The organism is Pantoea sp. Acro-807, from assembly GCF_011752675.1.
GTDB classification, from domain to species: domain Bacteria; phylum Pseudomonadota; class Gammaproteobacteria; order Enterobacterales; family Enterobacteriaceae; genus Pantoea; species Pantoea eucrina.
On the sequence record NZ_VWXE01000001.1, the window covers coordinates 835,861 to 862,041 of the forward strand.

A 26,181-nucleotide genomic window follows, 5' to 3' on the forward strand; every position below is an offset into this window, starting at 1 on the left:
GTTACTTACTCTCACGCTTAATCGTCAACGGGAAGGCCTGTTCAGCCCCATACTGTGCGTTACAGCTGGCAATACCGTCGCCCGCTTTGCATATCAGCTCCGGCATGCGATAGCGCGACTTGTCGCTGCAGCTGGCGGTATAGCGGCTGCGTACCACCATGGTTCCGGCGCTGGTCATCGCAGCGGTGATATCCGCTTTACAGCGAATATTATCGCCCTGACTGATCCAGGCGGTGCCTTTGCCGTTGCGGATCTTATAACGCAGGCTGGGTGGTTTGCCGGTAGGCAGGTTGGTCTGCCGCAGCGTCACGCGCCAGGTGCCGTCGATAAATTTCACCGAGCCGAGGCGGGCGTCATCCGTGGTCATAACCAGGTCATCCGCCTTTGCCGCTTCGGTATGTTCCGCCACAATTTCTGGCGGTGCGGCGTCCGCCGGTGCTGCGGGAGCCGCAGCCATACGCTGCGGCAGCGTCGCGGAGAGCGTCGCAGCTTTGACCAGTACGCCGGGCAGAACCGGCGCGCTGACCGGGGCGGGGGCTACGGCTGCCGTCAGGTCAGCCGCGGGCGCAGGCGTTTCGCTGCGCTGCATCCAGAGCGTGACGCCCGCGGCTACTGCCGCCGCCGGCAGCAGCAGGGCAAGCGGGCGCAGGCGGGACGGGCGGCGGACCGGAGCGGGCGCTGCCGGTTCTGCCACCGGCGGTGCCTCAGGCGATACCGGCTCAGACGCCGTAACGGCTTCAGGTTCAGGTTTAGTTTCTGGTTCAGGCTCAGCAACCGGTTCAGTACGCACCGGCTCCGGTATGACGGAGGGCTCAGGTTCTGCTACCAGCGCCGGCAGCGTCAGCTCCAGCGTGTCGCGCAGGCAGGCAAGGGCGTCATCGCGCGTGCGCGCCAGCGGATCCACAAAGCCCCAGAAGGTGATCACCGGTTTAGCGTCAACCAGATAGACATATTGCTGATCGGGAAACTGAAAGCTTTTGCCCAGCAGCGCACCAAACAGACGCAGCGCCGGCTTGTCCGCCGCGCGCGCGCGTTCGCTCAGCGCCTGCAGCGCCTGCTGGTACTGCGTCAGCAGCTCCAGCGCCCGGCGCCGCTCGCTGTCGCTGGCGGCGAGCCAGGATTTGACCTTACCCGCGTGCGGGGCGTACCAGTCAAGGCGATCGCCGCTGTCGCTGGCTTGCGGAATAGCGAGACAGCTGGCGAGCGCATCCTGATGACGCAGCCGCAGCGTTTCGCGAATTTGCAGCGCGGAGATCCATACCGGCTGGCCGCTCTCACCCAGAGCCAGTACCGAATCCAGCTTGCCGCTGCGCAGAAAAGTTTTTGCCACTCGTTGGCCCTTATCGATGGAGGTCACGTGCAAAACATCGTGTATTGATGGCGTAAAAGTGATCTTAAGCCAAATACGGAAAATCAAAGGCGCGAAAAGAGGGGGTAAACAGGCTGTTTTTCCCCGGCTCCGGTATGAAGTGGTTACGGATTAACCGCGGCGACGAGCGGTCAGCAGCAGATGGACCAGCACGCCGCCCGCCATGCCCCAGAAGGCGGAGCCGATACCGGCCAGAGAGATGCCGCTGGCGGTGATCATCACGGTAATAATGGCGCTGTCGCGCTGATCCGGCTCCTGCAGCGCGCGCTGCAAACTGCCGGCGAGGGTATTAAGCAGCGCAAGACCCGCCAGCGTCGCAATCAGCACGGCGGGCAGCGCGCCGAGCAGCGCTGCAATCAGCGCGCCGCACAGCCCGGCCAGCAGATAGAACCCCCCGGCGCAGACGGCGGCGATCCAGCGGCGCGCCGGATCGGGGTCGACCTCATCGCCCATACAGATAGCGGCTGAGATCGCCCCCACGCAGACCGAAAAGCCGCCAAACGGCGAGCAGAGCAGCGCGATGGCCCCGGTCCAGCTGGTCAGCATGGAGACCGGCGGCTGATAGCCGTGCGCCTGCAGCGTGGCGATACCGGGCGCATTCTGTGAGGCCATGGTGATAAGAAAACAGGGCAGCGCGACGCCGGTCAGAGCGGCAAGCGTAAAGTGCGGCATCACAAATGCCGGCAGGGCAAAGCTGAAGGAGTCCGGCGGCAGGATCACGCTTTGCTGAAGCAGCGTGACGCCCGCCCCGGCGATTAGCGCCAGAATAATGGCGTAGCGCGGCAGCCAGCGGCGACAGAGCAGCCAGACCAGGCACATGGTGCCGCACAGCACGGCGTTGCTTTCCAGGCCGGTAAAGGTGCCGATGCCGTAGCGCAGTAAAATACCCGCCAGCATCGCCGCCGCGAGCGCGGGCGGAATAAAGCGCATCAGCCGGGCAAATATCCCGGTTACGCCGCTCAGCAGGATCAGCAGGTTAACCGCCACAAACACCCCGATGACCTCATTCAGGTTTAGCCCCTCCACGCTGGTCGCCAGCAGCGCTGCACCCGGCGTTGACCAGGCCGCAATAACCGGCAGGCGGGTGCGCAGCGAGAGCGCCAGCGTGGCCACCCCCATCGCCAGCCCCAGCATGGTAAACCAGCCGGCGGTCTGCGCCGGTGTGGCTCCCGCCGCCTGCGCCGCCTGCCAGATAATGGCAGCGCTGCTGCTGTAGCCGACCAGCACGGCGACAAAACCGGCGACCAGCAGCGGAATAAACGGGAGAGAGCGGGTGTCAGCCAGATGCATAGAAAACGTCCTGTTGTGCGTTATAACGCACATTGTGGCACGCGTGCCCTGCCGCGACAAGTGATACACTGGAGGGTACGCTTTCAGGAGACGATATGGATAATCTGCAACACGAGTTAGGCCAGACGCTGAAGCAGCTGCGTCAGGATCGGGGCTGGAGCCTGACGCTGGCGGCCGCCCGTACCGGCGTCAGTAAAGCGATGCTGGGACAGATTGAGCGCGGCGAATCGAGCCCCACGGTAGCTACGCTGTGGAAGATTGTGACCGGCTTCAACGTGCCATTCTCCCGCTTTATCCACGGCAGCGCGCCACACTCCGCCAGCACCACGGTATTCAGCGAGGCCAGCGCACAGATGCAGGTTCGCCCGCTGCTGCCGTTTGATAGCCGGGTAGGGGTTGATCTGCTTGAGGTGACGCTCGCCGGCGGCGCGCAGAGCAGCTCCTCTGCCCACGAGGCCGGGGTCATTGAACAGGTGGTGGTGCTGGAGGGCGAGCTGCTGCTGGGCCTGGAGCAGGGCGCGCAGCGGCTGCGGGCGGGTGAGGCGTATCAGTTTGCCGCCGATAAACCGCACAGTTACGCGAATCCGCTCGCCACGCCGCTGCGTTTCCACAGTCTGATACACTATCTCTCTGCTAACGAACTGACGAGGAGTCCCCATGGCACTAACCACGCTTGATGCACACACCGCCCTGATTATCATTGACCTGCAGCACGGCATTGTCCGTTTGCCGGTGGCACCGCTGAGCGCTGACGACGTGATTGCGCGCGCCGGTGAGCTGGCTGGCGCGTTTCACGCGCGCAGTCTGCCGGTCGTACGGGTTAACGTCGCGGGCGGCGCGCCGGGGCGCAATGAGATGCCGCGCCATGACGCTGATTTACCTGCCGACTGGGCAGATCTGGTGCCGGAGATGCAGCCGCAAGCGGATGACATCTGCATCACGAAAAAAACCTGGGGTGCATTTCATCAGACCGACCTGCACGCGCAGCTGCAGCAGCGCGGCGTCACGCAGGTGGTGGTGTGCGGCATTGCCACCAGCATTGGCGTAGAGTCGACCGCGCGCGAGGCGTATGCGCTCGGCTATAACGTGACGCTGGCCACCGACGCCATGACCTGCCTCGATGCGCACACGCATGAAAACAGCGTCACGCGCATTTTTCCGCGTCTGGGTGAGACCGGCAGCACCGCAGAGGTACTGGCGCTGCTGGCGGAGTAAGGCCTGCCGGTGCCTGATTTGGTCAGGCACCGGGCGGTCAGTTAAAGGTGTAGCTTACATTAAGACCGGCGCTGTAATTACGACCCGGCGCCGGTTCGTAGTAGCGTCCGTTGCTCTCATTCACAATCACCGAGCCGATATAGTGGCGATCCAGCAGGTTATCCACGCGGCCAAACAGATCCAGCATCCAGTCGCTGATGTGCCACTTGTAGCCGCTGTTCAGACCAGCCAGCGTGTAGGCGGGCGCCCGCACGCTGTTCTCGTCATTGGCCGCAATATCGCTCAGATAGCGCACGTCAGCCCCGGCGTAAAAGCCCTGTTCCGGCGCATACGCTATGCCTGCATAGGCCATGTTACGCGCAATGCCCGGAATACGATGGCCGCGACAGCTCTCGTCACCGCAGGCGTTACTGCGGTAACGGGCGTCCAGCAGCGTCCACGCCGCTTTCAGCTGCCAGTCATAGCCAATCTGCTGATCGAACGCCAGCTCCAGGCCGCGGCGGCGCGTCTCACCGGCGTTTTTAAAGGTTGAGCGTCCTTCATAGCTGCCGGCTGAAACAATCTCATTGCGGGTATCGGTCTGAAACAGCGCGGCGCTGAGCATTCCGTTGCCGAGGCGTTTTTTCGTGCCGAGTTCCAGCGTCTCGCTGGTGGCGGGCTGCAGATCCAGGTTCAGGCCGCTGGTACCGCGGGCGCGATAGGAGAGCTCATTCAGCGTGGGGGTCTCGAAGCCGCGTCCGGCGGAGAGGTAAGCGTTCCAGCCCGAATCGATAGCGTAATTCAGCGCGGCGGCCGGCAGCCAGCGGTGATAGCGACGGCTGCCGCTGTCGTCGGGATCGCTTTCGGTAACGTAGCGATCGTCCGAGGTAAAGTTCACCGTGCTGAAGCGCACGCCCGCATCCAGCGACCACGCGTCCGTCAGCTGCCAGGCGCTCTGTAAATAGGGATCGAGGTTCCAGATCCGGTTGCGCTCATCGCGGCGGCGCTCGCCCTGCACGCCCAGCGTGCCGTCCGGGGTAAAGTTGCGGTAGCCCTTGCGCTTTTCCGTCATGGTCTCATAGTCGAGACCGCCGGTCAGCGTCACCGGCACGCTGAACAGCGCGTCGCGATGGGTCCAGCGCGTATCGATACCCTGATAGTGGCGCGTCAGCGCAATCACGCCGCCGGGATGACCGGGTCTGTTCTGCGCCACAACCGGAATGGACTGATACTGCGTGGTTTCACGCTCGCCGGCCCAGAGCATCAGGCTCAGGTCGTCATGCTCGCTCATCTCGCGCTGATAGCGCACGCCCGCCTGGGTCTGATCCACGCTTTTGCGGGCGTCATAGAGAGAGACATTACTGGCAACCTGACGCGGATTATCGCGCCACTGTGCGTCGGTCAGGCCGCCCGGATCCTGCGCCTCCAGATGCACGCTGTTAAACAGCAGCGTCAGGGTACTCACCTCATCAATGCGCACGCCGAGCTTTGCGTTACCGAGGTTTTTCTGTGCGGCGCTGTGGTCGCGATAACCGTGGGTGGTAAACCGTGAAGCGGAAAGGGTGTAGCTGACGTCGCCCGGCTGCGTGCCGTCTCCCGTCGCACCGCTGGCCTTTATGCTGTTGCGCCAGCTGCCAAAGCTGCCGTACCAGCTGCCCGCTTCCAGCACAGGGGGCTGTTCGCCGCTGGCGGTTTCAACGTTAATCACGCCGCCTGATGCGTTGCCATAGAGCGCTGAAAAGGGGCCGCGCAGCACGTCCACGTGCGCCACCGAGCCGATATCGATATTCGATGTCTGCCCCTGGCCGTCCGGCATGGTAGCGGGGATACCGTCGACGTAAAGACGAACGCCGCGTACGCCAAACGTTGAGCGCGAGCCAAAGCCGCGCACCGAGAGCTGCAGATCCTGGGCGTAGTTCTGCCGGTTGAGTATCTGCAGGCCAGGCACGCTGGCGAGGTTCTCCGACAGATTGACGCGCGGCGCGGCCCGGCGCATATCCTCGCCGCTCACGACGCTTACCGCAGCGGGCGTATCGAGTTCAGAGAGGCCGCTGGCCGCGGGTGCCGCGCTGACCACCAGCGTACGCTCTGCGTTATCTGCGGCGAGCAGCGGCAGCGGCAGGAGCGCCGGCAGCAGCAGCGCCTGACGCAGTAAAGCAATATTCATAATCAAAACCGTCAGAAAAAGAGAGAAATCAGAAAAGCTCAGTGAGCGGTATGTTACCGGTTATGTCATTTGATTGAAAAGCGTAAAAAACCGCGCGGATCGTGGCCGGTATGATGAAAACGTTATCGTCGCGCCACGCACCTCTGGCTGCGTACTACGCTTTCTGTCACTGTAAAGAGAAGTGCTTACATCATCAGGAGAGAAAATGCGTCAGCAACCGGTTGTAGCCGTACTGGGTCTGGGAGCGATGGGCCATGCGTTCGCCGCCAGCTTACTGAAAAAAGGGTTTCGCGTGCAGGGCTGGAATCGTACCCGGTCTAAAGGAGAAGATCTGGAGGCGGCAGGCCTGCAGCTGAGCGGCAGCGCGGAAGCTGCTGCTGCGCAGGCGGATGTGGTGATCACGATGCTGGCCGATGGAGATACCACCCGCGACGTGGCGGCGCGCATCGCGCCGGTGCTGAAGCAGAACGCCACTCTGGTACAGATGGGCACCATTGGCGTCGCGGCAACCGACGCGCTGATCGCACAGATCGCCGCGGCGCGTCCCGATATCAACGTTATTGATGCGCCGGTCTCCGGCACCAAAGCGCCGGCGGAAAACGCCCAGATTCTGGTGCTGGCCAGCGGTGACCGCACGCGGGCTGAGGATGCTGAACAGGTGTTTGCCGCGATCGGCAAAGGCACGCAGTGGCTGGGCGAGGCGGGCGCCAGCTCGCGCATGAAGCTGGTGGTGAACAGCTGGCTGATTGGCCTGATGCAGAGCCTGGCCGAGAGCACGCGGCTGGCAGAGCAGTTTGGTTTCAGCACTGACGATCTGTGGCAGGTGCTGGAGGGCGGTCCGCTGGCGGCCCCCTACGCGAAGGTCAAACTCGGCGCGATTGCCAGCGACGACTACACCCCGCAGATGCAGCTTACCTGGGCACTGAAGGATGCGAAACTGGCGCTGGAGGCGGCGGGAGAGACCCGGCTGCCGGCGCTGGAGAACATTGCGCAGCTCTGGCAGCAGGCAGTGGAGGCGGGCTACGGCGAACAGGATCTGGCCTCCGTCTACGCCTGGCTGAAGCGCGGAGATGAGTAAACAGATAAGCTTCGATTTTTCCCGGCGCCCGCTGATACCCTTTGCGCACGATTACGCGCACGGTGCCCGCGAGCCGTGGCACTATCACACCTGTGCGCAGCTGATCCATACTCTGAGCGGCGTGATACGGGTGGAGACGGCGCACGGCAGCTGGATGGTGCCGCCCAGCCGCGGGGTCTGGCTGCCAGCCGGCACGCGGCATGCGCTGCAGACGGGCGGCCAGGTCGCTGCCCGCACGCTGTTTATCGATCCGCTGGCGCGCGCTGATCTGCCGGCCAGCTGTCAGGTGGTGCAGATCTCCGCGCTGCTGCGTGAACTGATCGTGAGCGCGCTGTCGCTGCCGGAGGACTACTCTCCCGGCAGCCGCAGCGAACGCATTTATGAGCTGATCCTCGATGAGATCAGGGTGATGAATGTGCTGCCGTTTGACCTGCCGATGCCGCAAAGCCCGCGCCTGCTGGCGCTCTGTACCCGGATCCAGCAGAGTGCCGGAGAGCCGTGGACGCTGACGCAGGCCGCGGCGGAACTCTGCGTGGCAGAGCGCACGCTGTCGCGCCATTTCAGCCGCGAAACCGGACTGCGCTTTGGCGACTGGCTGCGGCGCGCCCGGCTGAGCCAGGCGCTGATGCGGCTGGCGCAGGGAGAGAGCGTGTTGCGGGTGGCGCTGGATCTCGGCTACGAGAGTCCGGGTGCGTTCAGCGCGATGTTTCGCCGCGTGCTGGGCGTTTCACCGGCGGGCTACTTTCCGCCGGCAGAAAGGCGTTCGCCGCATTGAGCAGCGCCTGCAGCGAGGCGCGCGTTACGTCACTGTCGATTCCGACCCCCCAGGCGCGTTTGCCGTTTGCGTCAGTACAGCAGATATAGGCAACCGAGCGACTGTCGCTGCGCTTACCCAGCGTATGTTCATGGTAATCCTCAATGGCGATTGCGCGCCCGTAGTGCTGCTGCAGCGCGCTGACGGCGGCGGAAAGCAGGCCGTTACCGCTGCCATTCAGCATGCGCCCGCCCGATGCCGTCGTAAACTGCAGGCGGATACACGTTGCCCGTTCGTCACTCTGGCTCTCCGCCGTGTCAAGCTGGCGCGCCGGCTGCGTCAGGCCGTAGTGGTGGCAGAACAGCTGCCAGAGGGCATGATGCGTCATCTCGCCGCCGTTCGTGTCAGTCTGCTGCTGCACCCGCTGGCTGAAATCCTGCTGCAGCGCGCGCGGCAGCTGCAGTCCGTGGTTCTGTTCCAGCAGCCAGGCACTGCCGCCTTTGCCCGACTGGCTGTTAACCCGGATCACCGCTTCATAGCTGCAGCCAATGTCGCGCGGATCGAGCGGCAGGTAGGGGATCTGCCAGCGGGTTTCCTGCCGCGCTGCACGTTCGGCAAAGCCTTTGCGGATGGCGTCCTGATGGGAGCCGGAAAAGGCGGTAAAGACCAGCTCACCGGCATAAGGGTGGCGCGGATGCAGCGGCAGCTGATTACACGCCGTCACCGTCTCAATCACCTGCTGCATATCGCTGAAATCAAGCCCCGGTGCCACGCCCTGGGTGTAGAGGTTCAGCGCCAGCGTCACCAGATCAACGTTGCCGGTGCGCTCGCCGTTGCCAAACAGGCAGCCCTCGACGCGATCGGCCCCCGCCAGTAGCGCCAGCTCGGCGCAGGCGGTGCCGGTACCGCGATCGTTGTGCGGATGTACGCTGATGGTCACCGCCGCACGCTGACTGAAGTGGCGGCAGAAGTATTCAATCTGATCGGCGTAGACGTTAGGCGTGTTCACTTCCACCGTGGCGGGCAGGTTGATAATCATCGGTCGCTGCGGGCCAGGCTGCCAGATCGCCGCTACCGCTTCACAAATCTCCAGCGCAAAGTCCGGCTCGGTAAAGCAGAACGTTTCCGGTGAATACTGAAACGTCCACGCCGTATCAGGCTGCGCGGCACAGCGGTCGCGGATCTGGCGGGCGGCGCTGCACGCCAGGGCGACAATCTCCGCTTTGCTCTGGCAGAACACACGCTCGCGAAACAGCGGGGCGGTGGCGTTGTAGAGATGAACAATCGCCTGCCGGACGCCCGTCAGCGCGTCGAACGTGCGATCGATCAGATCGCTGCGCGCCTGGGTGAGCACCTGAATGGTGACATGGGGCGGAATGTGATCTTTCTCGATCAGTTCCCGCACAAACGCATAGTCGGTCTGCGATGCGGCAGGAAAGGCCACCTCAATTTCGCTGAAGCCGCAGCGCAGCAGCAGCTGCCAGAACGCCAGCTTGCGGGCGCTGTCCATCGGCACCGCCAGTGCCTGGTTGCCGTCGCGCAGATCCGTTGAGAGCCAGCGCGGCGCGTGAGTGAGCTGGCGCGACGGCCACTGGCGATCGGCCAGCGGCAGCACAGGGGTCGGGTAATATTTATCAGCAGGGTGAGTCAGCATCGTCGTCTCCTTTAGCAGAGCCTGTAGTGTGGCGCAGGTGGATCGCTGCCCGCCTGCGCGTAGCGGACAACCACGCGTGCAAAACGGACAGGTTGGCGAAAGCGGTGCGGGCGCGTAGCATAGCGGCACGGTTTCCGGCTCAGGCAGGCTATGTCATTTATTACGTTCGACGGTCACAACGACCTGTTACTGCGGCTCTGGCTGCATCATCGCGACGATCCGGCGCGCGCATTTTTCTCCGGTACAGAAACCGGGCATCTCGACTTTCCGCGCATGCAGCAGGGCGGCTTTGGCGGCGGGCTGTTTGCGCTGTTTGTGCCCCCGGCTGGCTATCTCAGCGAGGTGGCGCCTGAGCGCGCCGGGGAGCAGCTGCCGCCGCTCACCATTCTCTGGCAGCAGCTCGCGATTCTGAAAACGCTGGCGGCGGAATCAGGCGGACGCGCCCGGCTCTGCCTGAACGCGGAGGAGATTGCCGCCTGCCGGCGCGATGGCGTACTGGCGCTGGTGGCGCATATCGAAGGCGCCGACGGTTTCGACGGTGCCGGCGCAGATCTGCAGGCGTTTTATCAGGCTGGCGTACGCAGCATCGGGCCATTCTGGAATCTGCCTAACCGCTTTGGTCACGGCGTCACCGGCGCGTTTCCCGGATCGCCCGACAGCGGTGACGGGCTGACGGAGGAGGGGGAGCAGCTGATTACGCTGGCCTGTCAGCAGCGTATGGTTATCGATCTCTCGCATATGAATGAAAAAGCCTTCTGGCAGACGGCGCGGCTCAGCACGCTGCCGCTGGTCGCCACGCACTCCAACGCACACGCGCTCTGCGCACAGCCGCGCAATCTGACTGACGATCAGCTGCGTGCCATTCGCGACAGCGGCGGCGTGGTGGGGATAAATTTCGGCAACGCCTTCCTGCGCAGTGACGGAAAACGCGATGACAGCACCGCGCTGACGGAAATTGTTAAACACGCCGCGCATCTGATCGCTATTATGGGCCGCGATCACGTGGCGCTGGGATCGGATTTTGACGGCATCAGCGTACCAGCGACGTTAAAAGATGTTACCGGTTTACCGCGGCTCTATGCGCTATTGCAAAGTCTCGGCTATGATCAGGCATTGACTGAACAGCTCGCGTGGGGCAACTGGCAGCGCGTGCTGCGTCAGATCTGGCAGGCCTGAACCGCGTTTCCCTGATGAATCAGGGTTGATCTCCGCGCGACATTGGCGCAACATCGCCGCGCCTGGTGTACTGCCTGCAGTCGCCAGCGGCATTTATGGCAGAGCCTGCTCTGCGTTTTCATTGATGAGGAAGAACACTATGTGGAAAAAACCTGAGTTTGTTGACCTGCGTCTGGGCCTGGAAGTGACACTGTACATCTCCAACCGCTAAGACTCTCTGCCCGCCGCTCGTGCGGGCATTCTCTTTTTCTGCTTCGGTCTTTCACATGTTTATTAAAGTTCTCGGTTCAGCGGCAGGCGGTGGCTTTCCGCAGTGGAACTGTAACTGCGCCAACTGCAGCGGTCTGCGTAACGGCACCATTCAGGCGCAGGCGCGCACCCAGTCCTCAATTATCGTCAGTGATGACGGAGAAAATTGGGTGTTATGCAACGCCTCGCCTGATATCAGTCAGCAGATTGCGCAGACGCCTGAGCTGGTGAAAAAAGGGGTGCTGCGCGGCACCGCGATCGGCAGTATTATTCTGACCGACAGTCAGATTGACCACACCACCGGGCTGCTCAGCCTGCGCGAAGGCTGCCCGCATCAGGTATGGTGCACCCCTGAAGTGCATGCCGACCTTACCAGCGGTTTTCCTGTCTTTACCATGCTGCAGCACTGGAACGGCGGCCTGAAGCATCATGCGCTGACGCCGCTTGAGCCGTTCAGCGTGGCGGTTTGTCCCGATCTGCAGTTTACTGCGATCCCGATTCTCAGCAACGCCCCCCCTTACTCTCCGTACCGCGACCGGCCGCTGCCGGGGCACAACGTGGCGCTGTTTATAGAAAACCGCGCCAGCGGACAGACGCTGCTCTATGCGCCGGGTCTGGGCGAACCGGATGGGGTGATCATGCCGTGGCTGCAGAAAGCGGACTGCCTGCTGATTGACGGCACCGTCTGGCAGGATGATGAACTGCTGACCACCGGCGTCGGCAAAAACACCGGACGGGCGATGGGCCATCTGGCACTGGCTGAAGAGCAGGGCCTGATGGCGCTACTGGCCGCGCTGCCGGCAAAGCGCAAAATTCTTATTCATATTAACAACACTAATCCTATCCTCGACGAACACTCGCCTCAGCGCCAGTTTCTGACGCAGCAGGGCATTGAAGTGAGCCAGGACGGGATGGCGATCCATCTGCAGGAGTCCGCATCGTGATCACCGACGCTCTGACCCCCGAGGCGTTTGAACAGGCGCTGCGCGCCAAAGGCGCTTACTACCATATTCATCACCCTTACCATAAAGCGATGCATAACGGTGAGGCAACGCGCGAGCAGATCCAGGGCTGGGTCGCAAACCGTTTCTATTACCAGACCACCATTCCGCTGAAAGATGCCGCGATCATGGCCAACTGCCCCGATCCGGCCACGCGGCGTAAGTGGGTACAGCGCATTCTCGATCACGACGGCAGTCACGATGGCGATGGCGGCATTGAAGCCTGGCTGCAGCTGGGTGAGGCGGTAGGCCTGACGCGTGAGGCGCTGCTGTCGGAGCAGTACGTGCTGCCCGGCGTACGGTTTGCCGTTGACGCCTATCTCAATTTTGCCCGGCGCGCTGACTGGCAGGAAGCGGCGTGCAGTTCCCTGACCGAGCTGTTTGCGCCGCAGATCCATCAGTCGCGCCTCGACAGCTGGCCGCAGCACTATCCGTGGATCAAAGAGGAGGGGTATTTCTACTTCCGCAGCCGCCTGAGCCAGGCTAACCGCGACGTTGAGCACGGGCTGGCGCTGGCGCTGGAGCGCTTTACCACGGCGGAACAGCAGAACCGCATGCTGGAGATCCTGCAGTTTAAACTCGATATTCTCTGGACGATGCTTGACGCCATGACTATGGCCTATGTGCTGCAGCGTCCGCCTTATCATACGGTCACCGATCGGGCGGCCTGGCACACAACAAGACTGGTGTAAGCGCATGAAAGATACCCTGATCCCCGCTTTCCGGCGCGGTTATCGTCTGCAGTGGGAAGCCGCGCAGCAGAGCCACGTCGTGCTCTATCCGGAAGGCATGGCGAAACTGAATGAAACGGCAGCGGCCATCCTGGAGCTGGTGACCGGTAAGCAGGATGTGGCCGCGATCGTCAGCACGCTTGACGCCCGTTTTCCCGAGGCTGGCGGCGTCGGCGACGACGTGAAAGATTTCCTGCAGTCAGCCGTTGAACAGAAATGGATCCAGTGTCGTGAACCCGAATAAACCTGCCGTCAATGCGCCGCTCTGGCTGCTGGCGGAGCTGACCTATCGCTGCCCGCTGCAGTGTCCTTACTGCTCTAATCCGCTCGATTTTGCGCAGCAGGAGAAAGAGCTGACCACCGAACAGTGGATTGAGGTGTTCAGCCAGGCGCGCGCCATGGGTAGCGTACAGCTCGGCTTCTCCGGCGGCGAGCCGCTGGTACGCAAAGATCTGCCCGAGCTGATCCGCGCCGCGCGCGACCTTGGCTTTTACACTAACCTGATCACCTCCGGCATTGGCCTGACAGAGAAAAAGCTCGACGCTTTTGCGGACGCCGGTCTGGACCATATTCAGATCAGCTTTCAGGCCAGCGATGAAACGCTGAACGCCGCGCTGGCTGGCTCGCAAAAAGCGTTTCAGCAGAAGCTGGAGATGGCGCGGGCAGTGAAAAAGCATGGCTACCCGATGGTGCTGAACTTTGTACTGCATCGGCATAACATCGATCAGATCGATAAAATCATCGACCTCTGTATCGAGCTGGATGCCGATGACGTTGAGCTGGCAACCTGCCAGTTTTACGGCTGGGCGCACCTGAACCGCGAGGGGCTGCTGCCGACGCGCGAGCAGATCGCCCGTGCGGAAGAGACGGTCGCACGCTACCGGGCGCGCATGAGCGAGAGCGGCAACCTGACCAATCTGCTGTTTGTGACGCCGGACTATTATGAAGAGCGTCCCAAGCCGTGCATGGGCGGGTGGGGCTCCATTTTCCTCAGCGTAACCCCGGAAGGCACCGCGTTACCCTGTCACAGCGCGCGCCAGCTGCCGGTTGAATTTCCCTCCGTACTGACGCAGAGCCTGCAGTCGATCTGGTATGACTCGTTTGGTTTTAACCGCTACCGCGGCTTTGACTGGATGCCGGAGCCGTGCCGCTCCTGCGATGAGAAAGAGAAAGATTTCGGCGGCTGCCGCTGTCAGGCGTATATGCTGACCGGTAACGCTGATAATACCGATCCGGTCTGCAGCAAATCGCCGCATCACGGGCAGATCCTCGAGGCGCGGCGTGAGGCAAACTGCAGCGATATTAAAATTGCCCAGCTGCAGTTCCGCAACCGGGCCAACTCCGCGCTGATTGTCAAACAGCGTCTCTGATGATGCAGCGTACCCTGACGCTGGCCAGCGGCCTGCGCTGCCACCTGTATCACCAGCCTGACGCCCGCGAGGCCGCGGCGCTGGTGCAGGTCGGGGCCGGCAGCCTGCATGAGCCCGATCGCTGGCCCGGACTGGCGCATCTGCTCGAACATCTGCTGTTCTGCGACAGCGCGCGCTTCAGTGGCAGCCAGCGCCTGATGCCGTGGGTGCAGCAACAGGGCGGCGAGGTCAACGCCACCACCCAGCTCAGCCGCAGCGCGTGGTTTTTTCAGCTGCCGGCCGCCGCGCTGGAAGGCGGCGTTACGCGGCTGGCGGATATGCTGATCGCCCCGAACCTCGCGCCTGACGCCATCCGCCAGGAGTGCGCCGTTATCGATGCCGAGTATCAGCTGCTGCAGAGCCACAGCGAGACGCTGAGCGAGGCGGCGCTGCTGCACGCGCTGGGCGGGCGCTTCAGGCGCTTTCGCGCCGGCAGCAGGGCGGCTTTTGGTGACAACGTCACGGAGCTGCAGCGTGCGCTGCGCCACTTCCATCAGACCCGCTTTACGGCAAATAGTCTGGAGCTCTGGCTCTCCGGGCCGCAGTCGCTGGATGAGCTGGCAACGCTGGCCGCAGCTTTTGATCGCCTGCCGGGCGGCGAGGTACCGGCGCTGCCGGTGGTGCCCCGGCAGCCCGGCAGCCATGCGCTCGCGCAGCTTGAGCTGCCGGGTGAGAACGCATTCTGGCTGACGCTTTTAACCCCCTTCGATCGCACACTTAGTGACAGTGTCACTCTGCTGCGCAGCTACTGGCTCGATGAGGCTGAAGGCGGCCTGCTGCATCAGCTGCGCAGTGAGGGCGCGTGTGACACGCTGCAGGTCAGCTGGCTGTGGCAGGATACCCGGCACGCGCTGCTCGCGCTGCGCTTCAGTGCAGCGAAGATCTCACCTGCGCAGGCCCGACATATAGAGCAGCGCGTCTGGCAGCATCTGCAGGCCGTGCAGCACAATACGCAGCGCCAGCATCAGCACTATCTGCAGCTGGCGCAGCGCGACTTCCGCGCTGAGACGCCGCTGCGTCAGCTGCGGCTGCGGGCGGCAGCAGAAGCGCCTGCGGCCGATCTGCCTCCTGACCTTGTCCTGGCGATCCGCCAGCTGACGCAGGCTGGCCGGCTGCGCCTGCTGACCCGGCAGCCGCTGAGCGATGCTCTGACCTGCATCACGCAGGGATTTACGCTGCGCTGCAGCAGCAGCGTGCTTTGCGGTGACTTACCGGCGGCGGTGCGCTGGCAGTTTCCGCCGCGCGCCCTGCAGGCTGCCGCGGCAGGTTTTTGCGGCAGCGCAGCCGCGTTACCGCAGGCGCTGCCGGTTGAGCCGGCGGAGACGCTGCTGCTGCGCCCGGCGTGCTACCAGCCGCTGGCTGACCACGCAGGAGTGGCCTGTCAGCGGCGTTTGCGGCCATTGCTGGCAGAGCTGCGTCATCTGGGTGGGCGTGGCGTCTGGCAGCAGCAGCAGGGGATCTGGCAGCTGCTGCTGGATATTCCGGCCGACGCCGCCGTGGCCTGGCAGCTGCTGCCGGCTATCACGGCGCAGCTGAGCGCAGCGGATGAGGCCGGCGACCCGCCTGAACCCGCGACCATTGTTATCCGCCAGCTGCTGCAGACGCTGCCGTTTCAGCTGCTGTATCCGGCGGCAGTCCGCGGCTGGCAGGCGGCGTGGTGCGGGCACGATCGGCACCTCAATCACTGCGCCGCCCAGAGTCTGGCGAGCCTCAGGCAACAGACAGCGCCCTCTGCGCCGCCACCGCTGCGGCGCGGCATTACGCCCGTCGCCTGCCAGGGGCGCGACCAGGCGCTGCTGCTGTTTATCCCCCTGACGACGCCGGATGATATCAGCCTGGCGGCGCTGCAGGCGCTGGGGCTGTTTCTGGCACCGCGCTTTTTTCAGCGGCTGCGTGTGGATCAACAGATAGGCTACGTGGTCACGGCCCGCTATGAGCGCTGCGCCGATGTGGATGGACTGCTGTTTGCGCTGCAGTCGCCCGATATCGACTGGGTACGCCTGCTGGCCCACTGCCGGCGCTTTCTGCTGGATATGAAGACGGCGCTGAGCGAGTGTGATGCCGAAATGCTGCACGCATGGCAGCAGACGCTGCGGGAACGCTGCCAGCCGTACGCTAACCGGCAGGTGGCGCAGGATCTGCTGCGGCGCGAAGCGGGCGGCGCGATCCTGACGCCTGAGGCGGTCTCTGCCCTGACGCTGCCGCGCATGCAGCAGCTTTTCCGGCGGCTGGTGCGTCAGCGGCGGCGCTGGCGGCTGCTGATCAACCGGCACTAAACCGGTACACACCGGCGCCGCCGCCTGTCCCGACAAAAGTTTACACGGCAAAACTTGGCGTTTGCGGCGGCGTTACATAAAATGCCCGCACTTTTCTCTGAGGCTGCGGCATGATGATATCGCCCCAACGCGCAACGTGGATCCTGGCACTCGCCTGTCTGGTGCTGGCATTTTGTCTGGTACAGCGCAGCTTCAGTATGCCCGTTCAGCCTGTTACCGTCTCTGCCGTGTTGAGTGAGTCCGGCGCGCAGGATGCCTCCGCCAGCAGTGACAAGCCCTGTGCGCTGAGCGCAAAATCCCTCAGCGCCAGCACGCCGGTCTTTGATGCGGCGCTGCCGCTGCTGATGCTTGTCATGGCGCTGGTCGCCGCGCTTGCCGTTCCGCAACGCCTCTCTTTCTTCTGGCGTCATCAGTCGCACCGTCCGCCGCTGCGACGGCGACATCTTACGCTCTGCGTCTTCCGGGAATAACACCGCACGCTGTTTCGCGTACCCCCTGTTATTTACCGGAGAATTTATCATGACTGTTTTAATCAGGAGCCTGCTGCTCCTGCTGGCAGGCTGCGTGCTGAGTGCGCAGGCTGCGGATACCGGCTGGCTGCGCAACGCGCAAAACAGCCACGCTGAGGTGCGCCTGCGCGCCGCGCCGCAGGCGGGCGACACCCGGCTGCTGCTGGATATTCATCTGGAACCCGGCTGGAAAACCTACTGGCGCACGCCGGGAGAAGGCGGCGTGGCACCCGTCATCGCCTGGCAGACGCCCGGCATTAGCGCTCAGTGGTTCTGGCCTGTACCGGCGCGCTTTGACGTCAGCGGGCTGACCACGCAGGGCTATAAAGGCACTGTCACGCTGCCGATCGTGCTGCAGCGCCCGCCGGGCAGCGATACGCTTACCGGCACGCTGACGCTCTCTACGTGCAGCGACGTCTGTATCCTGACGGATTTTCCGTTCAGCCTCGATCTGACCCGGCCGCCCGCGGCGGCGTTTGACCGCGACTTTGCCCGCGCGATGGGAGAGGTTCCGCCTGACTCCGGCCTGACTGACCAGCTCAATGCCAGTTTTGTTAACGGTGAGCTGCAGATCCGCGCGGTACGTCAGGCGGGCTGGAGCACGCCGGAACTCTTCTTTGACTATCCGGCGGGCAGCATGCTGGCAGCACCGGTGATCAGCGTGCAGGGCAACACGCTCAGCGCGCGCGTGGCCGTGACCGATGAATGGGGCGATGCGGCACCCGACCTGCGCGGCCGCCAGCTGTCGCTGGTGATCGGCGATAAGGGGCTGGCGCAGCAGAGCCAGGTGACTATTGAGGCAGAGCCCCTGCTGAGCGGCGGGACGCGCGCGACGCTCTGGTCGGTGCTGCTGCTGGCGCTGCTCGGCGGCCTGGTGCTGAATCTGATGCCCTGCGTGCTGCCGGTCATGGCGATCAAGCTCAGCGGTCTGGTGCAGCAGCAGGGTCAGACGCGCCGCCAGACGCGCCTGCAGTTTCTGGCCTCCAGCGCCGGGATCCTCTTCTCCTTTTTGCTGCTGGCACTCCTGATGAGCGCGCTGCGCCTGAGCGGTCAGGCGCTGGGCTGGGGCATACAGTTCCAGAGCAGCGGATTCCTGCTGCTGATGACCGGTGTCATGTTTCTGTTCAGCGCCAGTCTGTTTGATCTGCTGCATTTCCGTCTGCCCTCCGCCTTCAACACCCGGCTGGCCACGCACCAGGGGAACGGATTAGCGGGGCATTTTGCGCAGGGTGCGTTTGCCACTCTGCTGGCAACGCCCTGCAGCGCGCCATTTCTCGGCACGGCGGTAGCCTATGCGCTGACCGCGCCACTGCCCCAGCTCTGGCTGCTGTTTGCGGCGCTGGGTATCGGCATGAGCGTACCGTGGCTGCTGGTGGCCGCGCTGCCGGGCGTCGCACGCTGGCTGCCGCGTCCGGGACGCTGGATGGTGCATCTGCGTACGCTGCTGGGCACTCTGATGCTGCTGGCGACGCTCTGGCTGGTTACGCTGCTGATCCCGCACTGGGGCAGTGGTGCAGCAGGCCTGCTGGCCGCCGCGCTGCTGTTGCTGCTGCTAATCTGGCTGCTGCGCCGCCGCGCGCTGCAGCAGGCGGGCGCCGTCGCCATCGCGCTGACGGTAGCGGGCGCGCTGTTCCTGCTGATGCGTCCGGCAGAGGATGCCGGTGAACTGCGCTGGCAGCCGCTGTCAGAGCAGGCTATCGCCGCGGCGCTGCAGCAGAACCGGCGTGTGTTTGTCGATATCACCGCTGACTGGTGCATTACCTGCAAGGTCAATAAGTCCCGGGTGCTGAATCAGCCTGACGTTCGCGCCGCGCTGAGCGCTGACGATATCGTGCTGCTGCGCGGCGACTGGACACAGCCCGACCCCGCCATTGGCGACTTTCTGCGCCAGCGCGATCGGGCGGCGATTCCGTTTAATCAGATTTATGGCCCGGCGCTGCCGCAGGGTCAGATTTTGTCACCGCTGCTGAGTCGCGACGCGGTGCTTTCCACACTGAGTAAGGCGAAAAAATAATGAAAAAATCTCTGTTTGCAATGCTGCTGCTGCTGAGCGCACCGGTACTGGCTGCCGCTCCTTTTACGCCGGAGCAGGAGGCGCGCATCAAAGCGCTGATCCGCGAAACGCTGGTACAGAATCCCGCCATACTGGCTGAGGCCGCTGATGCCTTTGATAAAGAAGCCGCGCGACAGCAGCAGAACGTGGTGGCGCAAATGGTTGAAAAAAATCGTGACATGCTGTTCAGCGATGCCGGTTCACCCCGCATCGGCGCTGAAAAACCGGCGCTGACGCTGGTCTACTTCACCGATTACAACTGCGTATTTTGCAAAAAATTTGAGGGTGATATCACCACGCTGCTGAAAGCGCATCCGCAGGTTGCGGTGGTCATTAAGCCGCTGCCTTATCGTGCCGAAAGCTCGCTGAGTTCAGCGCGGCTGGCGCTGACGGTCTGGGAGCAGCAGCCAAAAAACTTTCTGAAGCTGCATGAAAAGCTGATGGCGAAAAAAGGCAATCACGACGAGGCCAGCATCAGCGCCGCGCTGAAAAAAACCGGTATCAGCCTGTCGACACCGAGCAAAGCGAGCCTGGATACCATTAATCACAACCTGACGCTGGCGCAGCAGCTGGGCGTGCAGGGAACCCCGGCCACGCTGGTGGGTAATCAGCTGATCAGCGGTGCGGTGCCTTATGCCCAGCTGGAGGCGGCCGTGAAAGATGCGCTGAAGGCGGCACCGTGAGCCGGCTGAAGCGCTGGCTGCGTGAAGCGCTCTGGCTGCTGCTGGCAGGCGTGCTGATTATGCTGGCGGTCGACTGGCTGCGCGCGCCGCAGCTGCCTGCCGATCTGGCCCAGCAGCCGCTTACTACGCTGCAGGGTGAGCAGAGCCTGGCCGGGCTGAGCGCATCGAAACCGGTTCTGGTTTACGTCTGGGCCAGCTGGTGCGGCGTCTGCAAACTGACCACGCCGGTTGTGGCGAAGCTCAGCCAGCAGGGCGTGCCGGTAGTCAGCGTGGCGCTGCGCTCGGGTTCTGATACGCAGGTGACCCGGTGGCTGGCAAAAAAAGGCCTGCAGGGGTTAGCCGTTAACGACGCGCGCGGCGAGCTGGGCCAGCGCTGGCAAATCGCCGCCACGCCGACGTTTATCGTGCTCTATCAGGGCCGGGTTGTCAGTACCACCAGCGGCTGGAGCAGCCGCTGGGGACTGCTGCTGCGTTTATGGTGGGCTGAACAGTTCAGCGGATAACAGAGGGCGCCTGCGGGCGCCTTTTTTAATAATAGCTGGTTCAATTTGCGCTGATTAATAATCTTTAAAACAGGAAAGTAATAATTATCCGGACAATTATCCCGGCGCTGCGGTTATTTTATTTTTTTTGCGGCTGGCTTTATTTAAGGCAGCAATTAAATTTTTGCAATAATGCCGCAACTGATGCATACCTGAATAACAGGCTAATTTCTGATTATCGCGGCGGGATATTTTCGGGCGCCGCAGTGAGGGAGAGTATGCGTATTCATCATCTGAACTGTGGTTGCATGTGCCCGCTGGGCGGGGCGCTGTTTGATGGCTTCAGCCGGGGTCCCTTTGCTGAACTGGTGTGTCATTGTCTGTTAATTGAAAGCGATCGCCACGGCCTGATTCTGGTGGATACCGGACTGGGAATTAATGATATGCGCTATCCGGAACGCCGGCTCTCTGGTTTTTTTCGTCTGCTGAATAATATTCGTTACAGTGAGCAGATGAGCGCGCTGGCGCAAATTCAGCTGCTGGGTTTTCAGGCGGAAGATGTGCGTCATATTATTCTGACCCATCTCGATTTTGATCACGCAGGCGGCATCAGTGATTTTCCGGCGGCGCGGATCCATCTTCTGCAGCGTGAGCTTGATACGGTACGCAGCGGACGTGAGCAGAGCTGGCTGGCGCGTCAGCGCTTCCGGCCACAGCAGTGGACCGCGCACGATGGCTGGCGCGGCTACGCCAGCGAGGGTGAACGCTGGTTCGGGTTTGATGCGGTAAGAGCGATTGACGATCTCAGCGATGAGATCCTGCTGGTGCCGCTGCCGGGACACACCGCCGGACACGCAGGCGTGGCGATCCGCCACGGCGGTGGCTGGCTGCTGCATGGGGGAGACGCCTGGTTTTATCGCGGAGAGATGCATCACACCCAGCGGCACTGTACGCCGGGCCTGCGCGCCTATCAGCGGCTAATGTGCAGCGATCGCGAAGCGTGGCGTATTAATCAGCAGCGGCTGCGCGAACTCTCGCTGCAGCCCCAAAGCGGTGTTGCGCTGTTTTGCAGCCACGATGCGCGCGAACTGGCACACTACCGGCCACACTGTTAGCTTTTTTGCCGGTTTTCTGCGCATTACCCTTTATCTTTACTAATATTTCTCTGGCGGCGTCGTGAAGCCTGTCGGCTCGCCGCCGTCTGAAAACTCTAAAGGGAGCGTGCCATGTTTCATACCTCGGGAAAGTCGGCGTTCGGCATTACGCTGTATGCCTTACTGGAGCCACTGCCGCTGGGCTTTTTTTTTGCCGCCTGGCTGTTTGACATCCTCTATCTGCAGACCTTTGTGGTGATGTGGACCAAAGCCGCCAGCTGGCTGATTGTATTTGGTCTGCTGCTGGCTATTCTGCCGCGAATTATCAGCCTGATTCATCTGTTTCGCGGCGTCACTGCCGGTGAGAAAACGCATTTCTGGCTCTCGCTGCTGGCGGTGCTGGTGGCCATAGTTAACGCCTTTATCCATAGCCGTGATGCGTATGCGGTGGTGCCCATGGGCGTCACGCTGTCGACCATCGTGGTGGCGCTGCTGCTGATCGCCAACGTACAGCTGGCGCTGCGCGCGCGCCGTATCCCGGGAGGTCGTCCATGAAACTGCGCATTCTGAGTGCTGTCAGTCTTGCTGCGCTACTGAGCGCCTGCGACAGCGGATCTTCTCTCGATCCGCAAAAACAGACCGGACCCAATCCCGAGCTGCCTAAAGCGCAGAACTTTTTCATGCCGCCTATGCAGGTACCGGAAGGGACGCCGTGGAAAACCGGCGAAACGCCAAAGGTGGCGGACGGACTGAAGATAGAGCGGATCCCGGCGAAGCTGATGCACCCGCGCCAGCTCTACGTACTGCCAAACGGAGATGTGCTGGTGGCCGAGGCCAACGGGGTAAAAAATCCGGTCACGGCGCCGAAGCAGCTTATTATGGGCATTGTGCAGAAATCCTCAGGCAAAGGTGCGCCGGGCGGCAACCGTATCTCACTGCTGCGTAACGTTAACGGTAAATGGGAGCAGCATCTCTTTATCGAAAACCTGAATGCGCCCTTTGGTATGCAGCTGATTGGCAACACGCTCTACGTTGCCAATGCCGACAGCCTGGTGAAGTTCCCTTATCAGACCGGGCAGACGGAGATCCGCACCGCGCCGGAAGAGGTCACGGCACTGCCGGGTGGCGAGCTTAACCATCACTGGACCAAGGCGCTGCTCGCCAGCCAGGATGGCAGTAAACTCTATGTTGGCGTCGGGTCTAACAGCAACATCACCGAAAACGGACTGGGTGCGGAATATCAGCGCGCAGCGATCTGGGAGGTGGATGCCGCCAGCGGGGCGAGCCGCATTTACGCCAGCGGCATCCGCAATCCTACCGGACTGCAGTGGGAGCCGCAGAGCGGCAAGCTGTGGGCGATCGCGAATGAGCGCGATGAAATCGGGTCCGATCTGGTTCCTGACTATATGACCTCCGTGCAGGATAACGGCTTCTACGGCTGGCCCTGGAGCTATTTTGGCCAGCACGTGGATGACCGGGTCCGGCCGCAGCGGCCTGACATGGTGGCGAAAGCGATCAAGCCGGACTACGCCCTGAGCTCGCACGTTGCACCGCTCGGACTGCTGTTCTACGGCGCGGACAATATGCCGCAGTATCGCGGCGGCGCGTTTATCAGCGAGCACGGCAGCTGGAACCGGACGCCGCTTAATGGCTACAAAGTAGTATGGGTTAAATTTGAAAACGGCATGCCGGTCGGTAAGCCACAGCCGGTAGTCACCGGATTCCTGACGGACGATGAGAAGAACGTGCGTGGTCTGCCAGTGGGACTGGCAACGGATAATCAGGGTGGGGTACTGATAGCGGACGATGCGGGGGATGCGATCTGGCGCATCAGCGCGGCGCAGTAATTTTTACCGGTAAAAATAGAAAAGGATTTGGCTGGTCAGCCAAATCCTTTTTTTTGGTTCGCTTAAGCGGCGGGTAACCGCGCGGCGAACGGGGTGCTCAGCACTCCTCACACAGCGAATCATAAAATGTGACGGGAAATATTTCAAGTTTCAGGAAATTACTGTATGGTTATACAGTGTTGAGTGCGGGCGGAGTATCGTTGCTTTCTGATGACTCTCAGGGGCGCGGATAGTCAAATCCCGGCAGGTTCCAGGTGGTGCTGGCCTGTGGCTTTAGCAATGAGTGCCGCTCAGCGCTCCTCACAGATGTGCTCAGGCGGCCGGCGGGTAGGGTCAGGGCCCCGGCCGCTGAACGGCGCGCGCTCCTGTCAGAGGAGAAGGAAAGTGATGGAACTTGTACGATTACTCCTGGACATCGTCCGGATCATCCTGCAAATCATCGTTGCCCTTTTGCAACTGACCGGTCAGGCGCACTGACCGGAACTTGAAACAAGGCGGAGCTCACCCCTCCGCCTTTTTTCGTGGCCGCTCAGGCGGTCCGTGAAGGTGGACGCCAGGGCGCCATAAATGGCGCCCCTACGGAATGGCGTAGATATCTTCCGTAGGGGCCGCATTAATGCGGCCCGTGAAGGCGGATGTATATCCCGGGCCAGGGCGCCATAAATGGCGCCCCTACAAAATGACGTTGGCGGCCGGTGCTGACGAAACGGCGGGGGCTGGCTGCAGGCGTTTCTCTGGCTGCAGCAATGTCATGGCCAGCATACTGACAAAGGCGATAACGGCAGTCACGGTAAACATGGCGTTATAGCCGTAATACTCCGCCAGCCAGCCGCACAGCATGGGTGAAATAATGGCGGCCAGGTTAGCAATTGCCAGCGTCATCCCGCTGAATGCACCCACCGACGCCTTTGGCGTAACGTCTATAACCACCGACCAGTAAACATTATTGACCAGCGCATTGAGTGCGTTTCCCAGCGTCATCAGGGCGATGATCGCGGCCGCCGAACCGGCAAACGGGATGGCCATAAAGCAGCAGGCGGTGGCGCAGAGCGTAATCGCCGCAAAGCCATTGCGGGCCAGCCGCAGATTTCCGGTTCGCGCCAGCAAACGATCGGCGAGGCGTCCGCCGAGCAGCACCGTCAGACAGGCTCCGCTCCACGGGATCATGGCGATATACCAGAGCGAGTGCAGGTCATAATGAAAATTATCCTGCAGATATTTTGGCAGCCAGGTGACCAGCGTAAAGGTGATATAGAGAAAACTGAAATAGCCCAGCGCATTACACACCAGCGTGCGGCTGGTGAAAAAGCGCCACCAGGGTAACGGGCGCTCATCATGCGCTTCAGCACGCTGCCCCTGTACAATAAGCGCACGCTCAGCGTCGTTCGCCGCCGGATGCCGCTGCGGCGTATCGGCGAAGTAGCGGGCAAACAGCAGCATCGCCAGCAGCGAAAAGACGCCAAGCAGGATAAACATCATGCGCCAGTCGTTGGTCAGCAGCAGCAGGCCAACCGCGATGGGGGCGGTCAGCAGCGAGCCTACCTGCGTACTCAGCAGGCCGATACCCAGCGCCATGCCGCGTTCATTATCCGGCGCCCAGTGCGCAATTGTCTTGTTCATCAGCGCGTAGGCAGGACCCTCGGCAAAGCCAAACAGTACGCGCAGCGCGGCGAACCCCATGATGGCGGAGCCGCCAAACAGCGCCACGCCAATTTCACCTGCCCAGGCCGTGGCGATCTCCAGCAGCGACCAGAGCACGCCGGCCATCAGCCACACTTTACGCGTGCCAAACCGGTCGGCGAGAAAACCGCCGCAGAGCGAGCCAAACAGATAGCCAAAACCAAAGTACCCCAGCACGGCGCCCAGCTCGACCTTACTGAAATGGAACTGCTGCGAAATGGCCTGCGCAGCGAAGGAGAGTGCACCGCGGTCAACGTAATTAATCAGCGCAATAAGGAACAATAATGAAAAGATACGGTAGCGGACAGCAGAGGCTTTCATGGCATAACTCCTGTGAAGAACACAGGAATGAGTAAGCAAAGGTAATGCCAGAATCTCTGAGCCGGGTCATATCAGCGCGAAGAGGGATAAAACCGGGCAGAACAGCAAGCACTTTATGCTTCGGGAAACGTAAAGGTTGCTGCGCTGCACCAGACTGGATGCTTAAGCGTGCATTGAGGGTGCAGAATTACACCACGGGCTGCTGCAGGATCACGCCATTCACCATCGGCTCCTGAGGTAATCCGACATGCAGTAAAATCTGACCACGATAGTGCTCATCCGTGTCGTGCTGATCGTCGCTCAGCAACACGCCCGCTTCATTGACATTCTTGCCCGCAATTTCCGTTTTGGTACGCGCCGCACTGCGCATCCACTCATATTCAATATCGATATGCCCGGTATCAATACAGCGGATCCCCTGCTGACTGAGATCGTAAGCCAGCACGGTCGCCGTCGGACCCAGCGAAATCAGCACTAAGTCATACTCGCGGGCATGCGCCAGCACACTGGTATAGAGCTGGTTATAGACTGAAAATGCATTACGGTTTAGCGTGGTAATACGCTTTATTTCGCGTGCGCCGTCCATTAAATCGTTGCCGATACCCAGCCGGGTGCCGCTGCCTTCAACGATCAATATTTTTTTGTCGTAAAAAAGCTGTTTGAATTTAGCAAATACGCGGGTCGCCTGCTGTTTATCAATATAATCATGATAAGGGCGCGTTACCGAAGTATTTCCATACTGATACGTTTTTTTTAATAAAGGCTCATAGCGGCGAAAGAAAAAGGCTTTATGAAAAAACCAGAACAGGGCTGAGCCAAAACGCATATTGCGGGTGGAGCGAAAAGCATCCGGCATGCAGAGCAGGCAGGGGTTATCGTCACGCGTACCGCGCCGCATGATCTCTTTCAGTCTGATAGAAAGACGCTCATCAAATGACTGAAAGCCAATATTTTTAAACAGTGTCATCTCCAGTTCTCCATCCCCATACCGGCATACGGATAACCTGTCGTTACTGAGCAGCAAATCGATCGTCTGTTCAGGTGACATCACCTGATATTGCCGCGCATGTGCCTGGGCAACCGGGAATTTTAACGCTGCGTGTGTAAATTTAAATGGAAACCGTATTTTACGATAAAGGGAATCTGCGCTGATCATAATAACCT

The 26,181-nt window shown here is 61.6% G+C and carries 24 protein-coding genes; 18 read left to right on the top strand and 6 right to left on the bottom strand.

Annotation, left to right across the window (positions count from 1 at the left end; all coding sequences use genetic code 11):
• Position 1: 1 nt before the first annotated feature.
• Together F3J39_RS04025 and F3J39_RS04030 are read right to left on the bottom strand one after the other, a co-directional pair.
• Positions 2–1,330 carry an SrfA family protein gene (locus F3J39_RS04025; RefSeq protein WP_039384246.1) on the bottom strand — a complete coding sequence of 443 codons (1,329 nt, stop codon included), beginning with the start codon at positions 1,328–1,330 and terminating at the stop codon, positions 2–4.
• A gap of 150 nt (positions 1,331–1,480) precedes the next feature.
• A complete protein-coding gene (locus tag F3J39_RS04030) occupies positions 1,481–2,692 on the bottom strand; it encodes a benzoate/H(+) symporter BenE family transporter (protein ID WP_071668796.1) in 1,212 nt (403 codons plus the stop codon).
• A 62-nt stretch (positions 2,693–2,754) separates the two neighbouring features.
• Between F3J39_RS04030 and F3J39_RS04035 the strand changes: the two genes are divergently transcribed.
• Both F3J39_RS04035 and F3J39_RS04040 read left to right on the top strand, forming a co-directional pair.
• Entirely contained in the window at positions 2,755–3,336 is a 582-nt protein-coding gene (locus tag F3J39_RS04035) for a helix-turn-helix transcriptional regulator (RefSeq protein WP_104084949.1), read from the top strand.
• Complete coding sequence (locus F3J39_RS04040) at positions 3,317–3,874, top strand: isochorismatase family protein (RefSeq protein WP_039384252.1); 558 nt, start codon at positions 3,317–3,319, stop codon at positions 3,872–3,874. Before F3J39_RS04035 ends, F3J39_RS04040 begins: the two co-directional genes overlap by 20 nt.
• Before the next feature lie 37 nt (positions 3,875–3,911).
• Here F3J39_RS04040 and pqqU read toward each other — a convergent pair whose 3' ends face one another.
• Positions 3,912–6,020: a TonB-dependent receptor PqqU gene (gene pqqU, locus F3J39_RS04045; protein WP_199181673.1), complete on the bottom strand. Its 2,109-nt coding sequence runs from the start codon at positions 6,018–6,020 to the stop codon at positions 3,912–3,914.
• Positions 6,021–6,225: 205 nt separating this feature from the next.
• Between pqqU and F3J39_RS04050 the strand changes: the two genes are divergently transcribed.
• On the top strand, positions 6,226–7,098 hold the full coding sequence (locus F3J39_RS04050) for an NAD(P)-dependent oxidoreductase (protein ID WP_071668798.1): 873 nt from the start codon (positions 6,226–6,228) through the stop codon (positions 7,096–7,098).
• Entirely contained in the window at positions 7,091–7,873 is a 783-nt protein-coding gene (locus F3J39_RS04055; protein ID WP_166713842.1) for a helix-turn-helix transcriptional regulator, read from the top strand. Before F3J39_RS04050 ends, F3J39_RS04055 begins: the two co-directional genes overlap by 8 nt.
• Here F3J39_RS04055 and leuA read toward each other — a convergent pair.
• Positions 7,794–9,506, bottom strand: a complete 1,713-nt coding sequence (leuA, locus tag F3J39_RS04060) for a 2-isopropylmalate synthase (protein ID WP_071668799.1) — start codon at positions 9,504–9,506, stop codon at positions 7,794–7,796. The two genes, F3J39_RS04055 and leuA, sit on opposite strands and share 80 nt — an antisense overlap.
• A 150-nt stretch (positions 9,507–9,656) precedes the next feature.
• On the opposite strand from leuA, the gene F3J39_RS04065 reads away from it, so the two are divergent.
• The 14 genes from F3J39_RS04065 to F3J39_RS04130 all read left to right on the top strand — a co-directional run bounded on the left by F3J39_RS04065 (position 9,657) and on the right by F3J39_RS04130 (position 23,016).
• Positions 9,657–10,682 (top strand): dipeptidase, encoded by a 1,026-nt coding sequence (locus F3J39_RS04065; protein WP_039384263.1) that lies wholly within the window; start codon positions 9,657–9,659, stop codon positions 10,680–10,682.
• Between the two features lie 139 nt (positions 10,683–10,821).
• Positions 10,822–10,893, top strand: a complete 72-nt coding sequence (gene pqqA, locus F3J39_RS04070) for a pyrroloquinoline quinone precursor peptide PqqA (RefSeq protein ID WP_010617686.1) — start codon at positions 10,822–10,824, stop codon at positions 10,891–10,893.
• A gap of 55 nt (positions 10,894–10,948) precedes the next feature.
• Positions 10,949–11,875 (top strand): pyrroloquinoline quinone biosynthesis protein PqqB, encoded by a 927-nt coding sequence (pqqB, locus tag F3J39_RS04075; protein ID WP_039384267.1) that lies wholly within the window; start codon positions 10,949–10,951, stop codon positions 11,873–11,875.
• Entirely contained in the window at positions 11,869–12,624 is a 756-nt protein-coding gene (gene pqqC, locus F3J39_RS04080) for a pyrroloquinoline-quinone synthase PqqC (RefSeq protein ID WP_166713966.1), read from the top strand. Before pqqB ends, pqqC begins: the two co-directional genes overlap by 7 nt.
• A 4-nt stretch (positions 12,625–12,628) precedes the next feature.
• Positions 12,629–12,907: a pyrroloquinoline quinone biosynthesis peptide chaperone PqqD gene (gene pqqD / locus F3J39_RS04085; protein ID WP_039384271.1), complete on the top strand. Its 279-nt coding sequence runs from the start codon at positions 12,629–12,631 to the stop codon at positions 12,905–12,907.
• On the top strand, positions 12,894–14,033 hold the full coding sequence (gene pqqE / locus F3J39_RS04090) for a pyrroloquinoline quinone biosynthesis protein PqqE (protein WP_039384272.1): 1,140 nt from the start codon (positions 12,894–12,896) through the stop codon (positions 14,031–14,033). The genes pqqD and pqqE overlap by 14 nt, the downstream gene beginning before the upstream one ends.
• Positions 14,033–16,348, top strand: a complete 2,316-nt coding sequence (gene pqqF, locus F3J39_RS04095; RefSeq protein WP_166713843.1) for a pyrroloquinoline quinone biosynthesis protein PqqF — start codon at positions 14,033–14,035, stop codon at positions 16,346–16,348. The genes pqqE and pqqF overlap by 1 nt, the downstream gene beginning before the upstream one ends.
• A 110-nt stretch (positions 16,349–16,458) precedes the next feature.
• Positions 16,459–16,818 (top strand): hypothetical protein, encoded by a 360-nt coding sequence (locus F3J39_RS04100; RefSeq protein ID WP_071668802.1) that lies wholly within the window; start codon positions 16,459–16,461, stop codon positions 16,816–16,818.
• 49 nt (positions 16,819–16,867) lie between these two features.
• Positions 16,868–18,871: a thioredoxin family protein gene (locus F3J39_RS04105; RefSeq protein WP_039384283.1), complete on the top strand. Its 2,004-nt coding sequence runs from the start codon at positions 16,868–16,870 to the stop codon at positions 18,869–18,871.
• Positions 18,871–19,593 (top strand): DsbA family protein, encoded by a 723-nt coding sequence (locus F3J39_RS04110; RefSeq protein ID WP_166713844.1) that lies wholly within the window; start codon positions 18,871–18,873, stop codon positions 19,591–19,593. Before F3J39_RS04105 ends, F3J39_RS04110 begins: the two co-directional genes overlap by 1 nt.
• Complete coding sequence (locus F3J39_RS04115; protein ID WP_071668804.1) at positions 19,590–20,096, top strand: protein disulfide oxidoreductase; 507 nt, start codon at positions 19,590–19,592, stop codon at positions 20,094–20,096. The genes F3J39_RS04110 and F3J39_RS04115 overlap by 4 nt, the downstream gene beginning before the upstream one ends.
• A 257-nt stretch (positions 20,097–20,353) precedes the next feature.
• Positions 20,354–21,190: an MBL fold metallo-hydrolase gene (locus tag F3J39_RS04120; protein WP_071668805.1), complete on the top strand. Its 837-nt coding sequence runs from the start codon at positions 20,354–20,356 to the stop codon at positions 21,188–21,190.
• Between the two features lie 111 nt (positions 21,191–21,301).
• Positions 21,302–21,724 carry a DUF2231 domain-containing protein gene (locus tag F3J39_RS04125; protein WP_039384314.1) on the top strand — a complete coding sequence of 141 codons (423 nt, stop codon included), beginning with the start codon at positions 21,302–21,304 and terminating at the stop codon, positions 21,722–21,724.
• Entirely contained in the window at positions 21,721–23,016 is a 1,296-nt protein-coding gene (locus tag F3J39_RS04130) for a sorbosone dehydrogenase family protein (RefSeq protein ID WP_104084955.1), read from the top strand. Before F3J39_RS04125 ends, F3J39_RS04130 begins: the two co-directional genes overlap by 4 nt.
• 672 nt (positions 23,017–23,688) lie before the next feature.
• On the opposite strand, the gene F3J39_RS04135 is transcribed toward F3J39_RS04130, so the two are convergent.
• Both F3J39_RS04135 and F3J39_RS04140 read right to left on the bottom strand, forming a co-directional pair.
• A complete protein-coding gene (locus F3J39_RS04135) occupies positions 23,689–25,017 on the bottom strand; it encodes an MFS transporter (RefSeq protein ID WP_071668807.1) in 1,329 nt (442 codons plus the stop codon).
• A gap of 187 nt (positions 25,018–25,204) precedes the next feature.
• On the bottom strand, positions 25,205–26,173 hold the full coding sequence (locus F3J39_RS04140; protein ID WP_039384317.1) for a GT-D fold domain-containing glycosyltransferase: 969 nt from the start codon (positions 26,171–26,173) through the stop codon (positions 25,205–25,207).
• Between the last annotated feature and the right edge of the window lie 8 nt (positions 26,174–26,181).

Coding starts and splice junctions, on each gene's coding strand:
- F3J39_RS04030 (WP_071668796.1), bottom strand. CDS start 2,692: ATGTGCGTTATAACGCACAACAGGACGTTTTCTATGCATCTGGCTGAC.
- F3J39_RS04035 (WP_104084949.1), top strand. CDS start 2,755: ATGGATAATCTGCAACACGAGTTAGGCCAGACGCTGAAGCAGCTGCGT.
- F3J39_RS04040 (WP_039384252.1), top strand. CDS start 3,317: ATGGCACTAACCACGCTTGATGCACACACCGCCCTGATTATCATTGAC.
- pqqU (WP_199181673.1), bottom strand. CDS start 6,020: ATGAATATTGCTTTACTGCGTCAGGCGCTGCTGCTGCCGGCGCTCCTG.
- F3J39_RS04050 (WP_071668798.1), top strand. CDS start 6,226: ATGCGTCAGCAACCGGTTGTAGCCGTACTGGGTCTGGGAGCGATGGGC.
- F3J39_RS04055 (WP_166713842.1), top strand. CDS start 7,091: ATGAGTAAACAGATAAGCTTCGATTTTTCCCGGCGCCCGCTGATACCC.
- leuA (WP_071668799.1), bottom strand. CDS start 9,506: ATGCTGACTCACCCTGCTGATAAATATTACCCGACCCCTGTGCTGCCG.
- F3J39_RS04065 (WP_039384263.1), top strand. CDS start 9,657: ATGTCATTTATTACGTTCGACGGTCACAACGACCTGTTACTGCGGCTC.
- pqqB (WP_039384267.1), top strand. CDS start 10,949: ATGTTTATTAAAGTTCTCGGTTCAGCGGCAGGCGGTGGCTTTCCGCAG.
- pqqD (WP_039384271.1), top strand. CDS start 12,629: ATGAAAGATACCCTGATCCCCGCTTTCCGGCGCGGTTATCGTCTGCAG.
- pqqF (WP_166713843.1), top strand. CDS start 14,033: ATGATGCAGCGTACCCTGACGCTGGCCAGCGGCCTGCGCTGCCACCTG.
- F3J39_RS04100 (WP_071668802.1), top strand. CDS start 16,459: ATGATGATATCGCCCCAACGCGCAACGTGGATCCTGGCACTCGCCTGT.
- F3J39_RS04105 (WP_039384283.1), top strand. CDS start 16,868: ATGACTGTTTTAATCAGGAGCCTGCTGCTCCTGCTGGCAGGCTGCGTG.
- F3J39_RS04110 (WP_166713844.1), top strand. CDS start 18,871: ATGAAAAAATCTCTGTTTGCAATGCTGCTGCTGCTGAGCGCACCGGTA.
- F3J39_RS04120 (WP_071668805.1), top strand. CDS start 20,354: ATGCGTATTCATCATCTGAACTGTGGTTGCATGTGCCCGCTGGGCGGG.
- F3J39_RS04125 (WP_039384314.1), top strand. CDS start 21,302: ATGTTTCATACCTCGGGAAAGTCGGCGTTCGGCATTACGCTGTATGCC.
- F3J39_RS04130 (WP_104084955.1), top strand. CDS start 21,721: ATGAAACTGCGCATTCTGAGTGCTGTCAGTCTTGCTGCGCTACTGAGC.
- F3J39_RS04135 (WP_071668807.1), bottom strand. CDS start 25,017: ATGAAAGCCTCTGCTGTCCGCTACCGTATCTTTTCATTATTGTTCCTT.
- F3J39_RS04140 (WP_039384317.1), bottom strand. CDS start 26,173: ATGATCAGCGCAGATTCCCTTTATCGTAAAATACGGTTTCCATTTAAA.